At 68.3% G+C, this 17,354-nt stretch carries 14 protein-coding genes and 1 pseudogene; 2 read left to right on the top strand and 13 right to left on the bottom strand.

From position 1 onward, the window contains the following. Positions 1–4: 4 nt before the first annotated feature. The 5 genes and pseudogenes from BAMB_RS06660 to BAMB_RS06640 all read right to left on the bottom strand — a co-directional run bounded on the left by BAMB_RS06660 (position 5) and on the right by BAMB_RS06640 (position 4,322). On the bottom strand, positions 5–1,366 hold the full coding sequence (locus BAMB_RS06660; protein WP_011656635.1) for a FecR family protein: 1,362 nt from the start codon (positions 1,364–1,366) through the stop codon (positions 5–7). Beyond that, positions 1,363–2,067 (bottom strand): response regulator transcription factor, encoded by a 705-nt coding sequence (locus tag BAMB_RS06655; protein WP_006756066.1) that lies wholly within the window; start codon positions 2,065–2,067, stop codon positions 1,363–1,365. Before BAMB_RS06655 ends, BAMB_RS06660 begins: the two co-directional genes overlap by 4 nt. Positions 2,068–2,326: 259 nt before the next feature. Further along, a pseudogene (locus BAMB_RS06650) lies at positions 2,327–2,803 on the bottom strand (peptidase). 224 nt (positions 2,804–3,027) lie between these two features. After that, positions 3,028–3,255 (bottom strand): sulfurtransferase TusA family protein, encoded by a 228-nt coding sequence (locus BAMB_RS06645; protein ID WP_006753156.1) that lies wholly within the window; start codon positions 3,253–3,255, stop codon positions 3,028–3,030. A 131-nt stretch (positions 3,256–3,386) separates the two neighbouring features. Next, positions 3,387–4,322 carry a LysR family transcriptional regulator gene (locus tag BAMB_RS06640; protein ID WP_011656633.1) on the bottom strand — a complete coding sequence of 312 codons (936 nt, stop codon included), beginning with the start codon at positions 4,320–4,322 and terminating at the stop codon, positions 3,387–3,389. Positions 4,323–4,430: 108 nt separating this feature from the next. Between BAMB_RS06640 and BAMB_RS06635 the strand changes: the two genes are divergently transcribed. Continuing rightward, positions 4,431–5,951, top strand: coding sequence for a CoA-acylating methylmalonate-semialdehyde dehydrogenase (locus tag BAMB_RS06635; RefSeq protein ID WP_011656632.1), 1,521 nt, complete (start codon positions 4,431–4,433; stop codon positions 5,949–5,951). Between the two features lie 55 nt (positions 5,952–6,006). Here the strand turns inward: BAMB_RS06635 and BAMB_RS06630 are convergent, their stop codons facing one another. From BAMB_RS06630 to BAMB_RS06595, 8 genes are all read right to left on the bottom strand, one after another. Next, entirely contained in the window at positions 6,007–6,891 is an 885-nt protein-coding gene (locus BAMB_RS06630) for a MurR/RpiR family transcriptional regulator (protein WP_006753153.1), read from the bottom strand. Between the two features lie 271 nt (positions 6,892–7,162). After that, complete coding sequence (locus BAMB_RS06625; RefSeq protein ID WP_011656631.1) at positions 7,163–8,335, bottom strand: Gfo/Idh/MocA family protein; 1,173 nt, start codon at positions 8,333–8,335, stop codon at positions 7,163–7,165. 63 nt (positions 8,336–8,398) lie between these two features. Next, on the bottom strand, positions 8,399–9,325 hold the full coding sequence (locus BAMB_RS06620; RefSeq protein ID WP_011656630.1) for a TIM barrel protein: 927 nt from the start codon (positions 9,323–9,325) through the stop codon (positions 8,399–8,401). Between the two features lie 58 nt (positions 9,326–9,383). Then, positions 9,384–10,397 carry a bifunctional inositol 2-dehydrogenase/D-chiro-inositol 1-dehydrogenase gene (iolG, locus tag BAMB_RS06615; RefSeq protein WP_011656629.1) on the bottom strand — a complete coding sequence of 338 codons (1,014 nt, stop codon included), beginning with the start codon at positions 10,395–10,397 and terminating at the stop codon, positions 9,384–9,386. Between the two features lie 63 nt (positions 10,398–10,460). Then, positions 10,461–11,375 carry a sugar phosphate isomerase/epimerase family protein gene (locus tag BAMB_RS06610; RefSeq protein WP_011656628.1) on the bottom strand — a complete coding sequence of 305 codons (915 nt, stop codon included), beginning with the start codon at positions 11,373–11,375 and terminating at the stop codon, positions 10,461–10,463. A gap of 37 nt (positions 11,376–11,412) precedes the next feature. Then, the gene (locus BAMB_RS06605; RefSeq protein WP_006753148.1) at positions 11,413–12,438 is read right to left on the bottom strand and encodes an ABC transporter permease; all 1,026 of its coding nucleotides are present in this window, start codon (positions 12,436–12,438) and stop codon (positions 11,413–11,415) included. A gap of 26 nt (positions 12,439–12,464) precedes the next feature. Next, a complete protein-coding gene (locus BAMB_RS06600; protein WP_011656627.1) occupies positions 12,465–14,039 on the bottom strand; it encodes a sugar ABC transporter ATP-binding protein in 1,575 nt (524 codons plus the stop codon). A 68-nt stretch (positions 14,040–14,107) separates the two neighbouring features. Next, positions 14,108–15,043, bottom strand: a complete 936-nt coding sequence (locus tag BAMB_RS06595) for a sugar ABC transporter substrate-binding protein (protein ID WP_011656626.1) — start codon at positions 15,041–15,043, stop codon at positions 14,108–14,110. Positions 15,044–15,360: 317 nt separating this feature from the next. Here BAMB_RS06595 and BAMB_RS06590 point away from each other — a divergent pair, with 317 nt between their 5' ends. Beyond that, positions 15,361–17,316, top strand: coding sequence for a bifunctional 5-dehydro-2-deoxygluconokinase/5-dehydro-2-deoxyphosphogluconate aldolase (locus BAMB_RS06590; protein WP_011656625.1), 1,956 nt, complete (start codon positions 15,361–15,363; stop codon positions 17,314–17,316). Positions 17,317–17,354 lie beyond the last annotated feature (38 nt).

Here is a 17,354-nt window from a genome sequence, read left to right as displayed (position 1 = left end):
CGGATCAGCGCGACAACGTGAACGCGCTGACCGGACTCGTCTTCTGGTAGAACTTGCCGCCTTCGAACTCCTCGACCGTCACCGCCCAGTAGTAGTCGCCGGGCGGCAGGTGCGCGACGGTGATCTTGCGCGCGTGCAGGCCGACCTGGTCGACGACCGGCGCGCTCAGGTCCTTCGAGCGCGACAGCACGAACCGGTAGCGCGCATCCTTGCCGGAGCCGTTGGGCGACCAGCGGAACTCGTAGCCGCCGGCGCCGGGCGACGCGCTCGCGTCGAGCCCCATCTGGCGCCGCTCGAACGCATAGGTGCGCGGCATGCCTTCGAGGCCGTTGGTGTCGATCGCGGCGACCCGCACGAAATACGTGCCGTTCGGCACGTCGCGAAACACCGCGCTCGGCGTATCGGTGCGGGTTTCGCGGAACAGGTCGAGCATGCCCGCGTCGTGCGCGAGCTGCAGGTGGTATGCGTGCGCGTCGGCGAGCGGCGCGATGTCGAACGCGACGTCGGGCTCGTCCTGCACCTTGTCCGGATGCGTGAGCGCCGGTGCGGGCAGCAGCTCGACGGGCGCGCCGATCGCGCCGGACGACGTCGCGACGCTGCCGAAGTTCGCATGCACGAGCGTCGGGTCGGCCGGTTGCCGCTTGCCCGCGACGCCGACGGTGCCGTCGAGCACTTCGACGCGCGTCGCCGCGTTGCCGGCCGCGTCGTAGTTCACGCGAAAACGCGTGCCGCGCACGCCGGCCACGACCGACGGCGAGCGGATCTGGAAGCGGTCGTCGCGTTTCTTCAGATGCGTGACTTCGCTGTCGACCGAGCCGCGCGTGAGCTCGAACTCGCGATCGAGCGTGCCGGTCAGCACGGTGCGGCGCAGCGTCTTCAGGTCGAGCTGGCTGTCGGGCGGCAGGCTCATGTGCGTGCCGTCGGTGAGCTCGATCGTCACGAAACCGTTCGCGCCGGTACGCACGCGGTCGCCCTCGTTGAGCGTCGCATCGTCGGCGAGCGGCGCGTAGGCGTCGCCGGACGTGCGCTCGGCCGCACCCTGCACCGCGACGACGCGCGCGGTCAGCTTTTCCTTGCGCAGCCGCGCGACCGGCAGCTTCAGCGCGATGCCGGGCTGCAGGTGCTTCGGGGCGGGTACGCCGTTGATCTGCTGCAGCAGCTGCCAGTCGTCCGGGCCCTGCAGGTAGCGCGCGGCGACGTCGTACAGCGTGTCGCCGGCTTGCGTGCGGTAGACGATCGTCTTGCCCGCGGCAGCCGGCGGCCGCGCGGCGGCCTGCTGTGCCGCGCATGCCAGCGCGACCACGCACGCCGCGCGCAGTGCCGCCGTGCGCAGGCCCGGCGTGCGCTGCGTGATGCGCGCGATCACTCCGGTTCTCCCTGGCCGACGCGCTCGAGCCGGTAGCCGTAGCCGTAGATCGGCGCGAGGCGATAGCCGTTTTCCGGCCGCAGGCCGAGCTTCGTGCGCAGCATCGAGATGTGCGTGTCCATCGTGCGCGACGGAATGTCGGTCGCCTGCTTCCACACGAGATCGAGAATGTGCGCGCGCGACAGCGGCCGGTCGAGATGCTGGAACAGCAGCAGCGCGAGCTCGAATTCCTTCTGCGTGAGGCTCACGGCCTTGTCGCCGACATAGGCCTGCTTCAGGTTCACGTCGAAGCGGAACTGGTCGAACTCGCGAACGGTCGCCTCCGGATTGACCGGATACGCGCGGCGCAGCAGCGAGCCGATGCGCGCGCGCAGGATCGGGCCCGACACGGGCTTGACCACGTAATCGTCGGCGCCGGCGTTGAGGATCTGCGTGATCCCCGCCTCGTCGTCGCGGCTCGTCATGAAGATGATCGGCAGGCTGTGCTCGGACTGGTTCGCACGGACCCACTTCAGCACTTCCTCGCCGGACATGTCGGGCACGTTCCAGTCGAGCACGAGCAGATCGAACGTCTCGCGCTGCAGACGCTTCTTCAGGGCCTTGCCTTCCTTGAACGCATAGCACGTGTGGCCGGCGGCCGTCAGCGTTTGACTGACGAAATCCGTCTGGGCCGGATCGTCATCCAGTACAGCAATTCTCATAGCACCCCGCAAATCGAAATCGATTCGTCCAGTTCAAGCTCCCCGCGCTCACTCCGCCGCGCCGCACGGGCACGGCTTCCGACGCCGGCCGGCGAGCCGCCGTTTGGCCGCTCGCGCACCCTGCGTGACACGGCGCCCCGGCCAATATCTCAAAAACGGGGCACGGACGAACCGGCGATTTCATCATAGTAGTATGAAATTCGCCAAGAAATTGCGCGGACTACGGTCCTTTATTCGAATAATCCTGCCGATCGCGCGATTACGCGCCCTGGTCGGCGCCCGCCAACCGGGCCATCGGCTCGGCAAAATCGTCGGTCGGCACACGCCGCCGCCGACCGAGCGACGGCTACTCCGGCTGCCGCAGCGTCGGCTGCCGCAGCATCGGCTGCCGCAGCATCCGCTCCAGCTGGCCGCGCACGCGCTCCCACGCCGGCGCCGCATAGTCGGGCTGGCTCGCCGCCCACGCGTGCGCGAGATCGAACACGCGTTCGACCGTCGCGCCGCAATACGTGAGGCCCGCGCCGTCGCCATGCGCGGCGTCGCGCAATCGTTCGTCGAGCGATTCGGCCAGCCACGGCATCTCGGCCGCCGCCGAATCGGCATAGGCCTCCAGCGCGGCACGCGCGTGGCGATCCTGTTGCGGGTCGAGCTCGATCCGGCTCGACCCCGCCGCGCGTGCGGGCGCGATGCGTTCCGCCGCGGACGGACTTCGAATGGTCCCTTGTCTGAAGGACATGTCCTCTCCCCGTTTGTACGACGGTAGCGTCAGGCATGGCCCCCGTGCCCGCCTCGTATGACGTACCGTGGCCGGCGCATCCATCCGAGACGGACGACCGGCCGGGTCAGTATACGCAGCCGGTCGTGCGACGAGGTTTAAGAATTGTCAGAGGCATCGGAGGCGCGGTCGGGCCAACGGGCGCTGCCCGGCCGGGTGCCGCGAGAGGCGCGTGATGCGGGCCGTCAGCGGCGGCGCATCAGGAATACGAAGGTTTTGTCCTGGGTCGTGACTTCGACGATCTCGTTGCCCGTCTGCTTCGCGAACGCGGCGAAATCGCGCTGCGAGCCCGGATCGGTCGCGAGCACCTTGAGGATCTGCCCGCTCTCCATATCGGCGAGCGCTTTCTTGGCGCGCAGGATCGGCAACGGGCAGTTAAGCCCGCGCGCGTCCACTTCCTTGTGAATCTGCATCGGCTGTCGACCTTCGAATGACGCGCCACACGGGCGCGGGAGGAAGCGGCGATTTTACCGCAGCGCGGCCGTGCCTGCCCGCGCCGCCCAGGCACGGCCATGGGGCAGGCAGGCACGGCCGCGCGCGCCGCTCAGGCGCCCGAAAAACCGCCGGCGAGCCGCTCGCGCAGGTGCCGCACCAGCGCGCGCACCGCGCTCGGCACGACCGGACTGTACGGCCGGATCGCGAAGATATGGTCGCCGAACGCGCCGGACGGCCGCCAGCCGTCGAGCAGCGCGACGAGCCGGCCTGCGTCGAGATCGCGCTGCGCGCTGAAATCCGGCAGCAGCGCGATGCCGAGCCCGCCGAGCGCGGCCTCGCGCATCGCCTCGCTGTTGTTGGCCGCGAAGCTGCCGCGCACCGGCACGCTCACGCGCTGGCGACGCCGGCCGTCGGGCTCGAAGCTCCAGGCGGCCGGCTCGTTGTCGCGCAGGTAGCACAGGCAGCTGTGATCGACGAGTTCGCTCGGGTGGCGCGGCGCGCCGCGCGCATCGAGGTAGTGGCGGCTCGCGACCAGCAGCGAACGCGTGTCGCACAGCTTCCACGCGACGTGGGTCTGCGGCGCGGTCGTCGTATGGCGGATCGCGAGATCGAAACCCTCCTGCGTCAGCGAATGCAGCCGGTCGGACAGGTCGAGCTCGATGTGCACGCCCGGATGCTGCCGCAGGAAATCGGGCAGGTGCGGCACCACCTGCTGGCGCCCGAGCGCGACGGGCGCCGTCACGCGCAGCAGCCCGCGCGGTTCGCCGGCCAGATCCTTCACGCGCGCGAAATGCTGGCCGATCGACTCGAACGCGTCGCGCGTGCTGTCGACCAGCGTCTGCCCCGCGTCGGTGAGCCGCACGCTGCGGGTGGTGCGCCGCACGAGCGGCACGCCGGCCGCCTTCTCGAGATCGGCGATGCGCTGGCTCATCGCGGCCTTGCTGATGCCGAGCCGCTGCGCGGCGGCCGTGAAACTGCCAGCGGCGGCGAGCACCGTCAGCGAATGGATATGCGGCCAGAGCGCCTGGACATTTTGCTGATTCATCCACTGATTATTCAGAATTCTGAACAGTGAATCAAGCTGCGCGGCCTTCTCCCGCCCCGCCGCTTTGCCTAGACTAGGCTCCATTCGCCCCCATCCCCAGGAGACACGATGAACCCGGTTCCCGCCTACACGTCCGACGCCGACGTCGGCCACTACATCGACGGCGCGCCCGTTGCCGGCCGCAGCGGCCGCTTCCAGGACGTCCTCAACCCGGCGCTGGGCCGCGCGGTGCGCCGCGTCGCGCTCGCCGACGGCGACGAAGTGCAGCGCGCCGTCGCGTCGGCCCATGCCGCGTTCCCGACCTGGGCCGACACGCCGCCGATCCGCCGCGCCCGTGTGCTGCACCGCTTCCTGCAACTGATGAACGAGCACCGCGACACGCTCGCGGCGATCATCACGGCCGAGCACGGCAAGGTGTTCTCCGACGCGCAGGGCGAAGTCGCGCGCGGCATCGACATCATCGAGTTCGCGTGCGGCGTGCCGCAATTGCTGAAGGGCGACTTCACCGACCAGGTCAGCACCGGCATCGACAACTGGACGATGCGCCAGCCGCTCGGCGTCGTCGCGGGCATCACGCCGTTCAACTTCCCGTGCATGGTGCCGTGCTGGATGTTCCCGGTCGCGCTCGCGACGGGCAACACGTTCGTGCTGAAGCCGAGCGAGCGCGACCCGTCGGCGGCGCTGTTCATCGCCGACCTGCTCACGCAGGCCGGCCTCCCCGCCGGCGTGTTCAACGTCGTGCAGGGCGACAAGGGCGCGGTCGACGCGCTGCTCGACCACCCGGACGTGCAGGCCGTCAGCTTCGTCGGCTCGACGCCGATCGCGGCCTACGTGCAGCAGCGCGCGGTGCAGTCGGGCAAGCGCGTGCAGGCGCTCGGTGGCGCGAAGAACCACCTCGTCGTGATGCCGGACGCGAACATCGAGCAGGCGGTCGATGCGCTGATCGGCGCCGCGTACGGCTCGGCCGGCGAACGCTGCATGGCGATCAGCATCGCGGTGCTGGTCGGCGACGTGGCCGACCGGATCGTGCCGGCGGTCGCCGAGCGCGCGCGCAAGCTGGTGATCGGCGACGGGATGCAGCCGGAAGTCGAGATGGGCCCGATCGTCACCGGCGAAGCGCTCAAGCGCATCGAAGGCTATATCGAGCAAGGCGTCAGCGAAGGCGCGCAACTGGTGGTCGACGGGCGCGGGCTGCGCGTGCCGGGCCGCGAGGAAGGCTTCTTCACCGGCGGCACGCTGTTCGATCACGTGAGCCCCGACATGCGCATCTACAAGGAAGAAATCTTCGGGCCGGTGCTCGGCTGCGTGCGCGTGAAGGACTTCGGCGAAGCGGTCGACCTGATCAACGCGCACGAATTCGGCAACGGCGTCGCCTGCTACACGAGCGACGGCGGCATCGCACGCGAGTTCGCGCGGCGCATCCAGGTCGGCATGGTCGGCATCAACGTGCCGATTCCGGTGCCGATGGCATGGCACGGCTTCGGCGGCTGGAAGAAGAGCCTGTTCGGCGACATGCATGCGTACGGCGAGGAAGGCGTGCGCTTCTACACGCGCCAGAAGTCGGTGATGCAGCGCTGGTCGTCGAGCATCGGCAAGGGCGCCGAGTTCGCGATGCCGACCGCGAAGTAAGCGGACGGGTGCGCCGCCCGCCGGGCAATCCCGCGGGCGGCGGGCAAGCGCATGGTCAGCCGGCCTTCGTGCCGTGCGCGCCGTCGGCGGTCGGCAGGTACGACAGTTCGAGGCGGTACGCGAGCGCGACGAACAGGCTCTGCGCGAGGCCCATCGTCGCGGTCAGCGCGCGGAACCCGAACGTCGCGCTGTCCTGCACCATCAGCGTCACCTCGGCCTCCCGCGCGAGCGGGCTCATCCGGCTATCGGTGATCGCGATCAGGCGCGCGCCGCGCTGCACGGCCTGCTGCGCGACCTGCACGGTCTCTTCCGCATACGGCATGAACGAGATCACGATCATCACGTCGCCCTCGCGCACCGAGCGGATCTGGCCGAGATGCATGCTGCCGAGCGCGCTGAACAGGCCGATGCGCTTGTCGGTGTGCTGCAGCGCATAGTCGAGATACACGGCGATCGGAAACGCGCGGCGCGAACCGGCGATCCAGATTGCCTGCGTGTCGGCGAGCAGGTCGACGGCCTGCGCGAGCGCCTGCGGATCGAGCGTCTGCCGCAGCTGCTGCATCCCGGCGATGCTGCCCTTGATGAATTCGTCGGCGATCTGCTCGGGCTGCAGGCTCGACGAGCCCGATTCGATCACGTCGCGCAACCGCAGGTTGTACGCGCGGCCCGGCGCGATCTGCTGGGCCAGGCCCTCGCGGAACAGCCGCTGCATCTCGGAGAAGCCGGAGAAGCCGAAATGCTTCGCGAACCGCACGACGGCCGACGGCTGGACGCCGCAGGCCTCCGCGAGCGACTGGATGCCCTCCAGGCCAAGCTGGTCGCGATGCGTTTCCACATGACGCGCAATCACCTTCAGGCGATTGCTGAGGCCGTCGTACTCCTGCGTCAGATGCTGCAGGAACTGCTCGACGGTGGCGGGAGGTTTCTCGGATGAACTCATCGGATAGCGCGAAGTTGACGGCCCCGACGCACGCGCGGCCTGTGGGCGCGGCCCGGGACTCCCCTGAATACATGCATGAAGGGCGAATTTAATCACGTTTGCGGCACGGCCCGTGCCGCCTGCTCGCTCCCACGCGCTCGATCATCACCTGCACACGCTCCACGGCGATACGGGAACCCTAATGGAACCGTACCGGAGCCCATTTTCCAATGCGCTCGCCGCGCCGTAAAGATCAGGGCCGCTACCGATGCCGCGCATCGGCTGCCATCGCTCAACGATAGTCGACCCACACGCCGCCCGCATCGGCGGAGCGCACGCAGTTCTCCACCCAGCGCACGCCTTCGACGCCTGCGTGAACGTCCGGAAAGCAGATGTTCTGCAATGCTTGCGTGTCGCCGCGATCGGCCGCGTCCATCGCGAGCGCGAAACGCGCATACAGGTTCGACCACGCTTCGAACAGCCCTTCCGGATGCCCGGCGCCGATGCGATCCTCGCGCAATGCGTGCGGATGCAGATAGCCCATCCCGCGATCGAGCACCTGCGCGGGCTGCCCCTGGATTTCGTAGCGCAACTGGTTCGGATGCTCGTCCCACCATTCGACGCTCGCCTTCGAGCCGATCACGCGCACCTTCTGCCCGTGCATCGAGCCCGCGTTCACCGCGCTCGACCAGACGTAGCCGATCGCGCCCGTGTCGTATTCCATGATCGTGAACGCGTTGTCCTCGAGCGGCGCGCGGCTCTTCACGAAGCTCTGCCGCGAGCACATCAGCCGGCGGATCTTCAGCTCGGGCGCCATCACCTCCGAGATGTACAGCGGGTGCGTGCCGATGTCGCCGAGCACGTAGCTCGGGCCCGCGAACGTCGGATCGACGCGCCAGCGCGCGGCCGCGCTGGCGGCCTCGACACCCTCGCTGTGAAAGCCGTGGGCAAACTGCATCTGCACGATGCGGATCTCGCCGAGATCGCCGCGCGCGATCATCTCGCGCGCCTGCTCGATCATCTGGTGGCCCGAATAGCCGTACGCGACGCCGACGATGCGGTTCTTCTCGACCGACAGCCGCTGGAGCGCCTCGGCCTCCGCGGTCGTGAAGCACAGCGGCTTCTCGCAGACCACATGCAGCCCTGCGTTGAGCGCCGCGCGGCAGATCTCGAAGTGCGTGTTGTTCGGCGTCGCGATCGACACCGCGCGGATGCCATCGGCGCGGCGCGCCTCGGCATCGAACATCGTCCGGTAGTCGGGATAGCAGCGCCCGGCGTCGACGCCGAGCTTCACGCCGAACTGCCGCCCGCGCTCGGCATCGATATCGAACGCGCCGGCGACCAGCCGGAAGCTGCCGTCGCGCAACGAGGCCGACCGGTGGCTGTAGCCGATCTGGCTGCCGAGGCCGCCGCCGACCATGCCCCAGGGAATCGAATGTCCGAGCAGAATCTGTCCGTCGATCATGATTGTCGTGTTCCTGTCCGTGTTCAGGTGTTCAGATGTTCAAAGGTTCAGGCGGTCGATCGTTCATGCGAATCCGGCCGACGCGAGAAACGCGCGGCTCGCCGCGACGTCGCGCAGGCTCGTGCCGGCGTTGCGCGGATCGCGCTCCTGTTCGATCGTGATGTAGCCGGCATAGCCGATATCGTCGAGCGCGCGGCGGATCGCGCGGTAGTCGAGCACGCCGGTGCCGATCGGGCACATCACGCCGCGCGCGCAGGCCGCGAAGAACGCGATGTGCTCGCCCATCACCGCGTCGTAGACGGCCGCGTCGATATCCTTGAAATGCACATAGTCGAGCCGCGCCGCATGGCGGCGCAGCCAGGTCTCGGGATCCATCCCCGAGTAGTACAGGTGGCCGGTGTCGAGACACAGGCCGGCCGTGTTGGCCTCAATGTCGGCGACGATCCGGTCGATCTCGTCCGCGAACTCGATGTAGCCGCCCGCATGCGGATGGATCACCGCGCGCACGCCGAATTCGTCGCGCGCGATCGTCGCGATCCGGCGGATGTGGTCGACCATCCGCGCCCAGCGCTCGGCGCCCAGGCGCGGCGCGCGCGCCGTATGGCCGGCCGCGTAGTCGCGCTCCTCGTGCCCCCAGTCCATCACGACCAGATACGGCGCCGCGTAGCGCTGGCCGTGCTGCGTCGGCAGCTTCGGCAGTTGCGTGATCAGCGCGCAGATCTCGCGCGTCTGGCGCAGCAGGTTCGGCAGGTTCTCCGGCGACACCAGATCGTCGAAGATCGTGCCGGCGGTGATGCTCAGTCGCTGCCGTTCGAGCTCCGCGCTCACCACGTCGAGTTCGAGCGGGATATAGCCGTAGGGCCCGAGCTCGATGCCCGAGTAGCCGGCCTGCGCGGCCTCGGCGAGCACGTGCCGCCACGACGGCAGGTGCGGGTTGTTCACGTCGTCGACGCCCCAGCAGCAGGGCGCGCAGCCAATCTTCATCGTCATGTCGGTCAGTCCGGTAGAAAAGCGGCGCGGTGCCGCGTGCGGGTGGCGCGGCCGTGGCTCAGCCGCGATAGAACGCCGGACGTTCGGCCATCGCGATCGGCTCGACCGCCCCGCTCTGCTGTGCGCGCACGCACGCGTCGGCCGCGACCGCCGCCGCGTAGCCGTCCCACGCGGACGGGCCGGTCAGCGCACCTTGCCGCACGCCGTCGATGAATGCCTGCAGCTCGACGTCGTACGACGCGATGAAGCGCTCCTTCCAGTCGGTCATGATCTCGACCGATCGCCGCGCCGCGTGCTTGAGCCCGACGGCCGGCGGATCGGGCAGCTTCGCAATGCCGTTCTCGCCCACGACCTCGCACTGGATGTCGTAGCCGTACTGGCAGTTGACGAAGATCTCGACGTCGATGCGCACCCCGCTCGCGGTTTCGAGCAGCACGATCTGCGGATCGGCGAGATGCGCGCTCGCGTGGCGCGTCTTCTTCGGGTAGACGACCTGCGCGCTCGTGTAGTCCTCGCCGAGCAGCCAGCGCAGCACGTCGAGTTCGTGGATCAGCGTATCGGTGATCGCCATGTCGGTCGTGTAGCGCTCGCCGACCGACTGGTTGCGGTGCGCGCAATGCAGCATCAGCGGCGCGCCGATTTCGCCGCTGTCGATCACGTGCTTCAGCGCGCGATAACCTTCGTCGTACGGCCGCATGAAGCCGACCTGCACGAGCCGGCGGCCGTGCGCGACCTCGGCCTCGACGATCCGCATGCAGCCTTGCGCCGTCACCGCGAGCGGCTTCTCGCAGAACACCGGCTTGCCGTGCGCGATCGCGTCGAGCACGAACGCTTCGTGCGTCGGCCCCCACGACGTGACGAGCACGGCCTGCACGTCGGCGGCCGCGACCACCTCGTGGCCGTCGCCGTAGATTTCCGCATCGAGCCCGTACTTCGTCACCGCGTCGCGCGCCTGCTGCGGATCGATGTCGTTGACGGCCACCACGCGCGCGCCGGACAGCGTGCGCGTCAGCCTGCGGATATGGTCCTGGCCGATCGCGCCGCAGCCGATCACGCCGATTTGCAAGGTCATCCGGATATCTCCAGTCTGTCGTTCATCCATGGCGCGGCCGGTGCCGCGCCGGTCAGTCGTGAGTCAGCGCGCCGCCGCGCGATCGAAATGACGATCGACGTAGCGCTGGATCGTGTCGCGCATGTAGCGCGACGACGCTTCCGCGCGGTCCTCCCACGCGAACACGCACGACGACATCACGCCGTCGAAGCCTGCGTCGCCGAGCGCGCGGAAAAACGTGTCCCAGTCGATCTCGCCCTGCCCGATGTCGAGATGCTGGTGCACGCGGATCTGGTTCGAGCCGGGCGGGTTCACGATGTAGCGCAGCTGGCTGCTCTTGCGGTGGTCGAAGGTGTCGGCCACGCGCACGTGCGCGAGGATCGGCGCGGCCTGCGCGATCATCGCGGCCATGTCGTCGCCGTAGTAGAACGTGTGCGGCGCGATGTACGACAGCTTCAGCGACGGCGAGCCGAGGTTCGTGACGATGTCGATCGCCGGCTGCAGCTGCTCGATCCAGTCCTCCGGATGCGGCTCGACCGACAGCACGATGCGTTCGCGCTCGAGGATCGGCAGCAGCTCGTCCATCGAACGGAACCAGGCGGCTTCGCACAGCTCTTTCGGGTTCGCGCCCGGCCGCTCGCCGACCGAGCGCTCCGGCGACGCGCCGCGCCCGAACTCGGACACCATCAGCGCGCATTCCATCTCGGTGGCGACCTCGATCGCCTTCTTCCAGCAGCGCACCGCCCATTGCCGCTCGTCCTCGAACGGGCTGGCCCAGCGGTACATCGGCTGCAGCGACGCGAGCCCCACGCCGCTTGCGCGCAACGCGTGCCGGAACGCGGTCATGCGCGCGCGCGTCGCGCGCGGCATCACCCACCAGTCGAGAAAATCGCTGCGCGGCGACAACTCGATCTGGTCGTAGCCGAGCTCGGCGACCGCGTGCGGCAACCGGTCGAGCGGCAGGTGGCGAATCATGTAGGGATCCAGAGCGATCTTCATCTTCTTTCCGAATGACGTGGGTATCGGTATCAGCCGCTCAGCGGCGCGACTTCTTGTTGCGGTACTGATCGGCGATCACGGCCGCGACGATGATCGCGCCCTTGACCATCTCCTGGTAGTACGCGTCGATCCGGATGAACGTGAAGCCCGAGGTCATCACGCCGAGAATCAGCACGCCGATCACGGTGCCGGTCACGCGCCCGAGGCCGCCCGACAGCGACGTACCGCCGATCACGACGGCCGCGATCGCGTCGAGCTCGTACATCACGCCCATGCCCGACTGGCCGGAGATCGCACGCGCGGCCGTCACGGTGCCGGCAATCCCGCTCAACAGGCCCGCGATCGCATAGACGAACACCAGGTGGCGCGTCACGTTGATGCCCGACACGACGGCCGCGTGGCGGTTCGCACCGATCGCATACGTGTACTTGCCGAAGCGCGTGTAGCGCAGCACGACGTGGAAGATCGCGGCCACCACGAGAAAGATGATCACCGGGTTCGCGCCCGCGCCGATCGCCGCGAACGGGTCGGTCAGCATCGACACCGGCATGCCGTTGGTGAACCACTTCGCGAAGCCGCGCGCGGCGACCATCGTGCCGAGCGTCGCGATGAACGGCGGGATGCCCGTCAGCGCGATCAGCGAGCCGTTCAGCAGGCCGACCAGCAGCCCGACGCACACGCCGGCCAGCACCGGCCAGATGACCGGCAGGTCGGTCAGGTGCGGGAACACCGCGCGCGGAAAATCGGACACCTGCGCGAGGCTGGCCGATACCACGGCCGCCGCAGCGACGACCGAGCCCGACGACAGGTCGATCCCGCTGGTGATGATCACGAGGTTCACACCGACCGCGATGATGCCGATCACGGCCATCTGCAGCACGATGATCTCGAGCCGCTCCGCGTTGAACAGGAAGCTCTGGCCGACGACGAGCCAGCCGATCACCTCGAAGAACAGGCTGATGCCCACCAGCACCAGGAAGATGCTCAGTTCGGGCGGCCACTTCGCGTGCCGCGTCTTGATCGTCAGGGACTGCGCGTCCGCGACCGGGTTCAGGTTGCCCATTGCTTTGTCTCCAATCTTGTTTCGGCTCAGCGCGAGGCCAGGTCCATGATGCGGACCTGGTCGGCGTCCTTGCGTTCGACGATGCCGGTCATCCGGCCTTCGTGCATCACCATCACGCGGTCGCTCATGCCGAGCACCTCCGGCATCTCCGACGAGATCATCAGGACCGCGACGCCCTTGCCGGCGAGCGCGCTGACGAGGCGGTGGATCTCGGCCTTCGCGCCGACGTCGATCCCGCGCGTCGGTTCGTCGAGGATCAGGATGCGCGGCTGCGTGAGCAGCCAGCGGCCGATCAGCACCTTCTGCTGGTTGCCGCCCGACAGGTTCTGGATTTCCTCGTGCAGCCCGGGCGTCTTCACGCGCAGCATCCGGCTCATTGCCTCGCAGTCGCGTTTCAACTGCGCCTGCCGCACGAAATTGAACTTCACGTAGCGGTTGCTGAGCACGGCCGCTTCCATGTTCGCGAGCAGGTCGAGATTCAGGAAGCAGCCGGTGTCCTTGCGGTCCTCGGTGAGAAACGCCATCCCGTGCTTCATCGCCTGCGCGGGCGTCGTGATGCGCACCGGCTTGCCGTCGATGCGGATCTCGCCGGCGGTCGCGGGCACGACGCCGAACAGCGCCTCCGCGACGTTCGAGCGCCCCGAGCCGACCAGGCCCGCGACGCCGAGGATCTCGCCCGCGCGCAGTTCGAAGCTGACGTCGCGGAACACGCCGTCGACGCCGAGGTTCTTCACGGCCAGCACGACGTCGCCGATCGGCACGTCCTCCTTCGGGAACATCTGCGTGATCTCGCGGCCGACCATCATCCGGATGATGTCGTCGCGCGTGACGTCGGTCGACGCATGCGTGCCGATGTACTTGCCGTCGCGGAACACCGAGAACTCGTCGGCGATCTCGAACAGCTCGTTCATCTTGTGCGTGATGTAGACGATGCCCTTGCCCTGCTCGCGCAGCTGGCGAATGATCCGGAACAGGTGCGAGACCTCCTTGTCGGTCAGCGCGGAGGTCGGCTCGTCCATGATCAGCACGTCGGAGTCGAACGACACGGCCTTCGCGATCTCGACCATCTGGCGGCTCGCGACCGTCAGCGTGCGCACGTCGGCTTCCGGGTCGATGTCGATCGACAGCCGCTCGAACAGCGCGGCGGTGCGGCGGCGCAGCGCGGCATGATCGATCAGGCCGAAGCGGTTCTTCGGTTCGCGGCGGATCCAGATGTTCTCCGCGACCGTCATGTACGGCATCAGGTTGAGTTCCTGGTGAATCATCGCGATCCCGCGATCGAGCGCGTCGAGCGGGCCGCTCAGCACGACGGGCTCGCCGTTGATCAGGATCTCGCCCTGGTCGGGCGTGTAGACGCCGGCGATGATCTTCATCAGCGTCGACTTGCCGGCGCCGTTCTCACCCATCAGCGCATGCACGGTGCCGCGGCGCACGCGGAACTGCACGCCGTCGAGCGCGACGACGCCGGGAAACGACTTGCCGACGCCGCGCACCTCGAGCAGGCAATCGGCGACGGGCGCACCGGACGAACCCGGCGCGGCGAACGACGCGGCCGGCGCGCTTTCGTTGGCCATCGGGCGCGCCATCCTGGCTGTAAACATGGACGTTCCTCGAAAGTCACACGCGAACCCGGACGCGCCGGGCCCGCGCAGTTCAGCGGAAAAACCGGTCAGTGCTTCGCGTACTGGTTCATGTTCTCCGGCGTGACGAGCTCGAACGGCACGTTCACGTAGCGGTCGACCGGCTGCTTCTTCGCCAGCTTCAGCGCGGTCGCGACGGCCTGCGCGCCCTGCCCGGCCGCGTTCTGGTACACGGACACCTTCAGCTCGCCGCTCTTCATCGCCGCGAGGCCGTCCGGCGTCGCGTCGATGCCCGCGACGACCGTCTTCGGCGTCAGCTTGCGCGCGGCCTTCAGCGCGTTGATCGCGCCGATCGCCATTTCGTCGTTGTTCGACACGATCGCGTCGAACTTCGTGCCGGAGCTCAGCCAGTTCATCGTGATGTCCTGGCCCTGCGTGCGGCTCCACTTGCCTTCGCGCTTGTCGACGATCTTCATGCCGGAACAATCCTTGGTCGCGATCACGTCCTCGATGTCCTTGGTGCGCGCCCGTGCCGACTCGTTGGACAGCTCGCCCATCAGCACGAGGATGTCGCCCTTGCCGCCGAGCAGCTTGCACACCTGGCGCGCCTGCAGCGTGCCCGACTGCTTCTCGTCGGACGCGACCACCGCGACGCCGGCCGGCAGCTTGTCGAAGTCGACCGGCTTGCGGTTCACGTAGACGAGCGGAATCTTCGCGGCGCTCACCATCTTCGTGATCTTCGGCGTCGCGTCGGTGTCGACCGCATTCACGATGATCGCGTCGACCTTCTGCGCGATCATGTTCTGGACCTGGCTCAACTGCTTGCCGACGTCGTTGCCGCCATCCTCGATCTGCACGGTCGCGCCGTCCTTCTTCGCCGCGTCGCCGATGCTGTTGCGCAGGATCGTCAGGAACGTCAGGAACGTGTCGTCGAACGATGCCATCGTCACGCCGATCTTCTCGGCGTGCGCGAGCGGCATGGTCAGGATCGCGGCGGCCGCGGCGGCCATCAGCTTGGTCTTCATGATCACTCTGTCTCCTCATCTCCGGGGGCGGAAAGCGGCGCGTTGCGCGCCGTCGGCATCGCGTCCGATACGGACCGAAGCATCCGGATGAAACTGTAGATCACTTCCTCGAGAATTTGGAAATTTATTTCTACGTGATTTCACCTAGGGAACTGGATTTCCAAAAAGTCTAGACTCCGTTCCGTAGCCCGATTCCTTGCGGCAGGCGTTCTCGTGCCGTGCGGCATACGTGACGCGGAGCCGTCAGAACCGTCGCGGAATCGGTCCCCTCAATCCGCCGGCTAGGTCGAACGCCGGCCGCGAGCGTGATACCTGACATGAGCCCGTTGAACTTTCCGACTGACCGCCCCATCGATCTCGCTTGCCTCGGCCGCGTCGCCGTGGATCTTTACGCGCAGCAGTACGGCAGCCGCCTCGAGGACGCGCGCAGCTTCCAGATGTATCTCGGCGGCTCGTCGGGCAACGTCGCGTTCGGCGTCGCCCGGCTCGGGCTGAAGACCGCGATGATCTCGCGCGTCGGCGACGAGCAGATGGGCCGCTTCGTGCGCGAGACGCTCGAGCGCGAAGGTTGCGATACGAGCCAACTGCAGACCGATCCTGAACGCCTGACCGCGCTCGTGCTGCTCGGGCTGAAGGACCGCGACACGTTCCCGCTGCTGTTCGTGCGCGAGAACTGCGCGGACATGGCCGTGCGCGCCGACGAGATTCGCGAGGACTTCATCGCCGGCTGCCGCGCGCTCGCGATCACCGGCACCCATCTGTCGACGCCGGCCACCCGCGAAGCGTCGCTGACCGCGCTCGGCTACGCGCGCCGCCACGGCGTCGTGCGCGTCCTCGACATCGATTACCGGCCGGTGCTGTGGGGGCTGACCGCGCGCGGCGCGGGCGAGAACCGCTACGTGCCGGATGCGCAGGTCACGCGGCAGCTGCAGCAGGTGCTCGGCGAGTTCGACCTGCTGGTCGGCACCGAGGAGGAATTCCTGATCGCGGGCGGCGTGCCGCACGACCTGATCGCGTCGCTTCAGGCCGTGCGCCGCGCGAGCGGCGCGGTGCTGGTGGTCAAGCGCGGCGCGCTCGGCTGCTGCGTGATCGAGGGCGACATCCCCGCACGCATCGACGATGCACCGACTTTCCACGGCGAACGCGTCGAAGTCCTGAACGTGCTCGGCGCGGGCGACGCATTCCTGTCGGGCCTGCTGTCGGGGCTGCTGCGCGGGCGCGACTGGGCCGAATCGACGCGCATCGCGAATGCGTGCGGCGCGATCGTCGTGTCGCGCCACGCGTGCTCGGCCGCGATGCCGACGCCGGCCGAGCTCGCTCACTGGTTCGGCGGCAGCCGCCACCCGCAGGTCGACGCCGATCGCACGCTCGCGCACCTGCATCGCGTGACGGTGCCGCGCCGCGAGTGGGACGAACTGTGCGTGATGGCGTTCGACCATCGCAGCCAGTTCTACGAACTCGCGGTGCAGGCCGGCGCGGACGAAGCACAAATCAAGACGCTCAAGCGCCTGCTCGTGCGCGCGGTCGAACAGGTCGAGCGCGATCGTCATCTCGAAGGCCACGTCGGCGTGCTGATCGACGGCGGCGCCTACGGCCGCGACGCGCTCGCGCAGGCGACCGGCCGCGGCTGGTGGGTCGGCCGGCCAGTCGAATTGCCCGGCTCGCGGCCGCTGCGTTTCGACGACACGCGCTCGGTCGGCTCGTCGCTCACGCACTGGCCGACCGAACAGGTCGTGAAGTGCCTCGTCCACTACCACCCCGACGACGACGTCGACCTGCGCGTCGAGCAGGAGCAGCGCGTGCTGGAATTGTGGGAAGCCACGCGCGCCAGCGGCAACGAGCTGCTGCTCGAAATGATTCCGCCGCGCGCGGTCACGCCGGCCGGCACCGAGGACGACGCGGTGCTGCGCACGGTCGCGCGTTTCTACAACCTCGGCGTGATGCCCGAGTGGTGGAAGCTGCCGCCGCTGAGCGCCGACGGCTGGGCACGGCTCGAGACGCTCGTGGCCGAGCGCGACCATCACTGCCGCGGCGCGGTGATCCTCGGGCTGAACCAGCCGCTGCAGTATCTGGTCGACAGCTTCCGCTCGGCGACCAACTCGATCGTCAAGGGCTTCATGGTCGGCCGCACGCTGTGGGCCGATGCGTCGCTGCGCTGGCTCGCCGGCGAGAGCGACGACCAGGCGCTGATCGACGAAGTGGCCGGCAATTTCACGCAGCTGGTCGACGCGTGGCTCGGCCGCCGTGCCGCCGCGCGCGCCGCCGCGGCGTGATGCCGGCGCCTGTGACGACCACCCGACTCTTTCCTATC

It is taken from the genome of Burkholderia ambifaria AMMD, assembly GCF_000203915.1.
GTDB lineage: Bacteria > Pseudomonadota > Gammaproteobacteria > Burkholderiales > Burkholderiaceae > Burkholderia > Burkholderia ambifaria.
This window is presented reverse-complemented; position numbering and strand designations above follow the sequence as displayed.

What these genes read in the sequence shown, in the direction of transcription:
- BAMB_RS06655 (WP_006756066.1), bottom strand. Translation starts at nt 2,067, where the DNA reads ATGAGAATTGCTGTACTGGATGACGATCCGGCCCAGACGGATTTCGTC.
- BAMB_RS06645 (WP_006753156.1), bottom strand. Translation starts at nt 3,255, where the DNA reads ATGCAGATTCACAAGGAAGTGGACGCGCGCGGGCTTAACTGCCCGTTG.
- BAMB_RS06640 (WP_011656633.1), bottom strand. Translation starts at nt 4,322, where the DNA reads ATGAATCAGCAAAATGTCCAGGCGCTCTGGCCGCATATCCATTCGCTG.
- BAMB_RS06635 (WP_011656632.1), top strand. Translation starts at nt 4,431, where the DNA reads ATGAACCCGGTTCCCGCCTACACGTCCGACGCCGACGTCGGCCACTAC.
- BAMB_RS06630 (WP_006753153.1), bottom strand. Translation starts at nt 6,891, where the DNA reads ATGAGTTCATCCGAGAAACCTCCCGCCACCGTCGAGCAGTTCCTGCAG.
- BAMB_RS06625 (WP_011656631.1), bottom strand. Translation starts at nt 8,335, where the DNA reads ATGATCGACGGACAGATTCTGCTCGGACATTCGATTCCCTGGGGCATG.
- BAMB_RS06620 (WP_011656630.1), bottom strand. Translation starts at nt 9,325, where the DNA reads ATGACGATGAAGATTGGCTGCGCGCCCTGCTGCTGGGGCGTCGACGAC.
- iolG (WP_011656629.1), bottom strand. Translation starts at nt 10,397, where the DNA reads ATGACCTTGCAAATCGGCGTGATCGGCTGCGGCGCGATCGGCCAGGAC.
- BAMB_RS06610 (WP_011656628.1), bottom strand. Translation starts at nt 11,375, where the DNA reads ATGAAGATCGCTCTGGATCCCTACATGATTCGCCACCTGCCGCTCGAC.
- BAMB_RS06605 (WP_006753148.1), bottom strand. Translation starts at nt 12,438, where the DNA reads ATGGGCAACCTGAACCCGGTCGCGGACGCGCAGTCCCTGACGATCAAG.
- BAMB_RS06600 (WP_011656627.1), bottom strand. Translation starts at nt 14,039, where the DNA reads ATGTTTACAGCCAGGATGGCGCGCCCGATGGCCAACGAAAGCGCGCCG.
- BAMB_RS06595 (WP_011656626.1), bottom strand. Translation starts at nt 15,043, where the DNA reads ATGAAGACCAAGCTGATGGCCGCCGCGGCCGCCGCGATCCTGACCATG.
- BAMB_RS06590 (WP_011656625.1), top strand. Translation starts at nt 15,361, where the DNA reads ATGAGCCCGTTGAACTTTCCGACTGACCGCCCCATCGATCTCGCTTGC.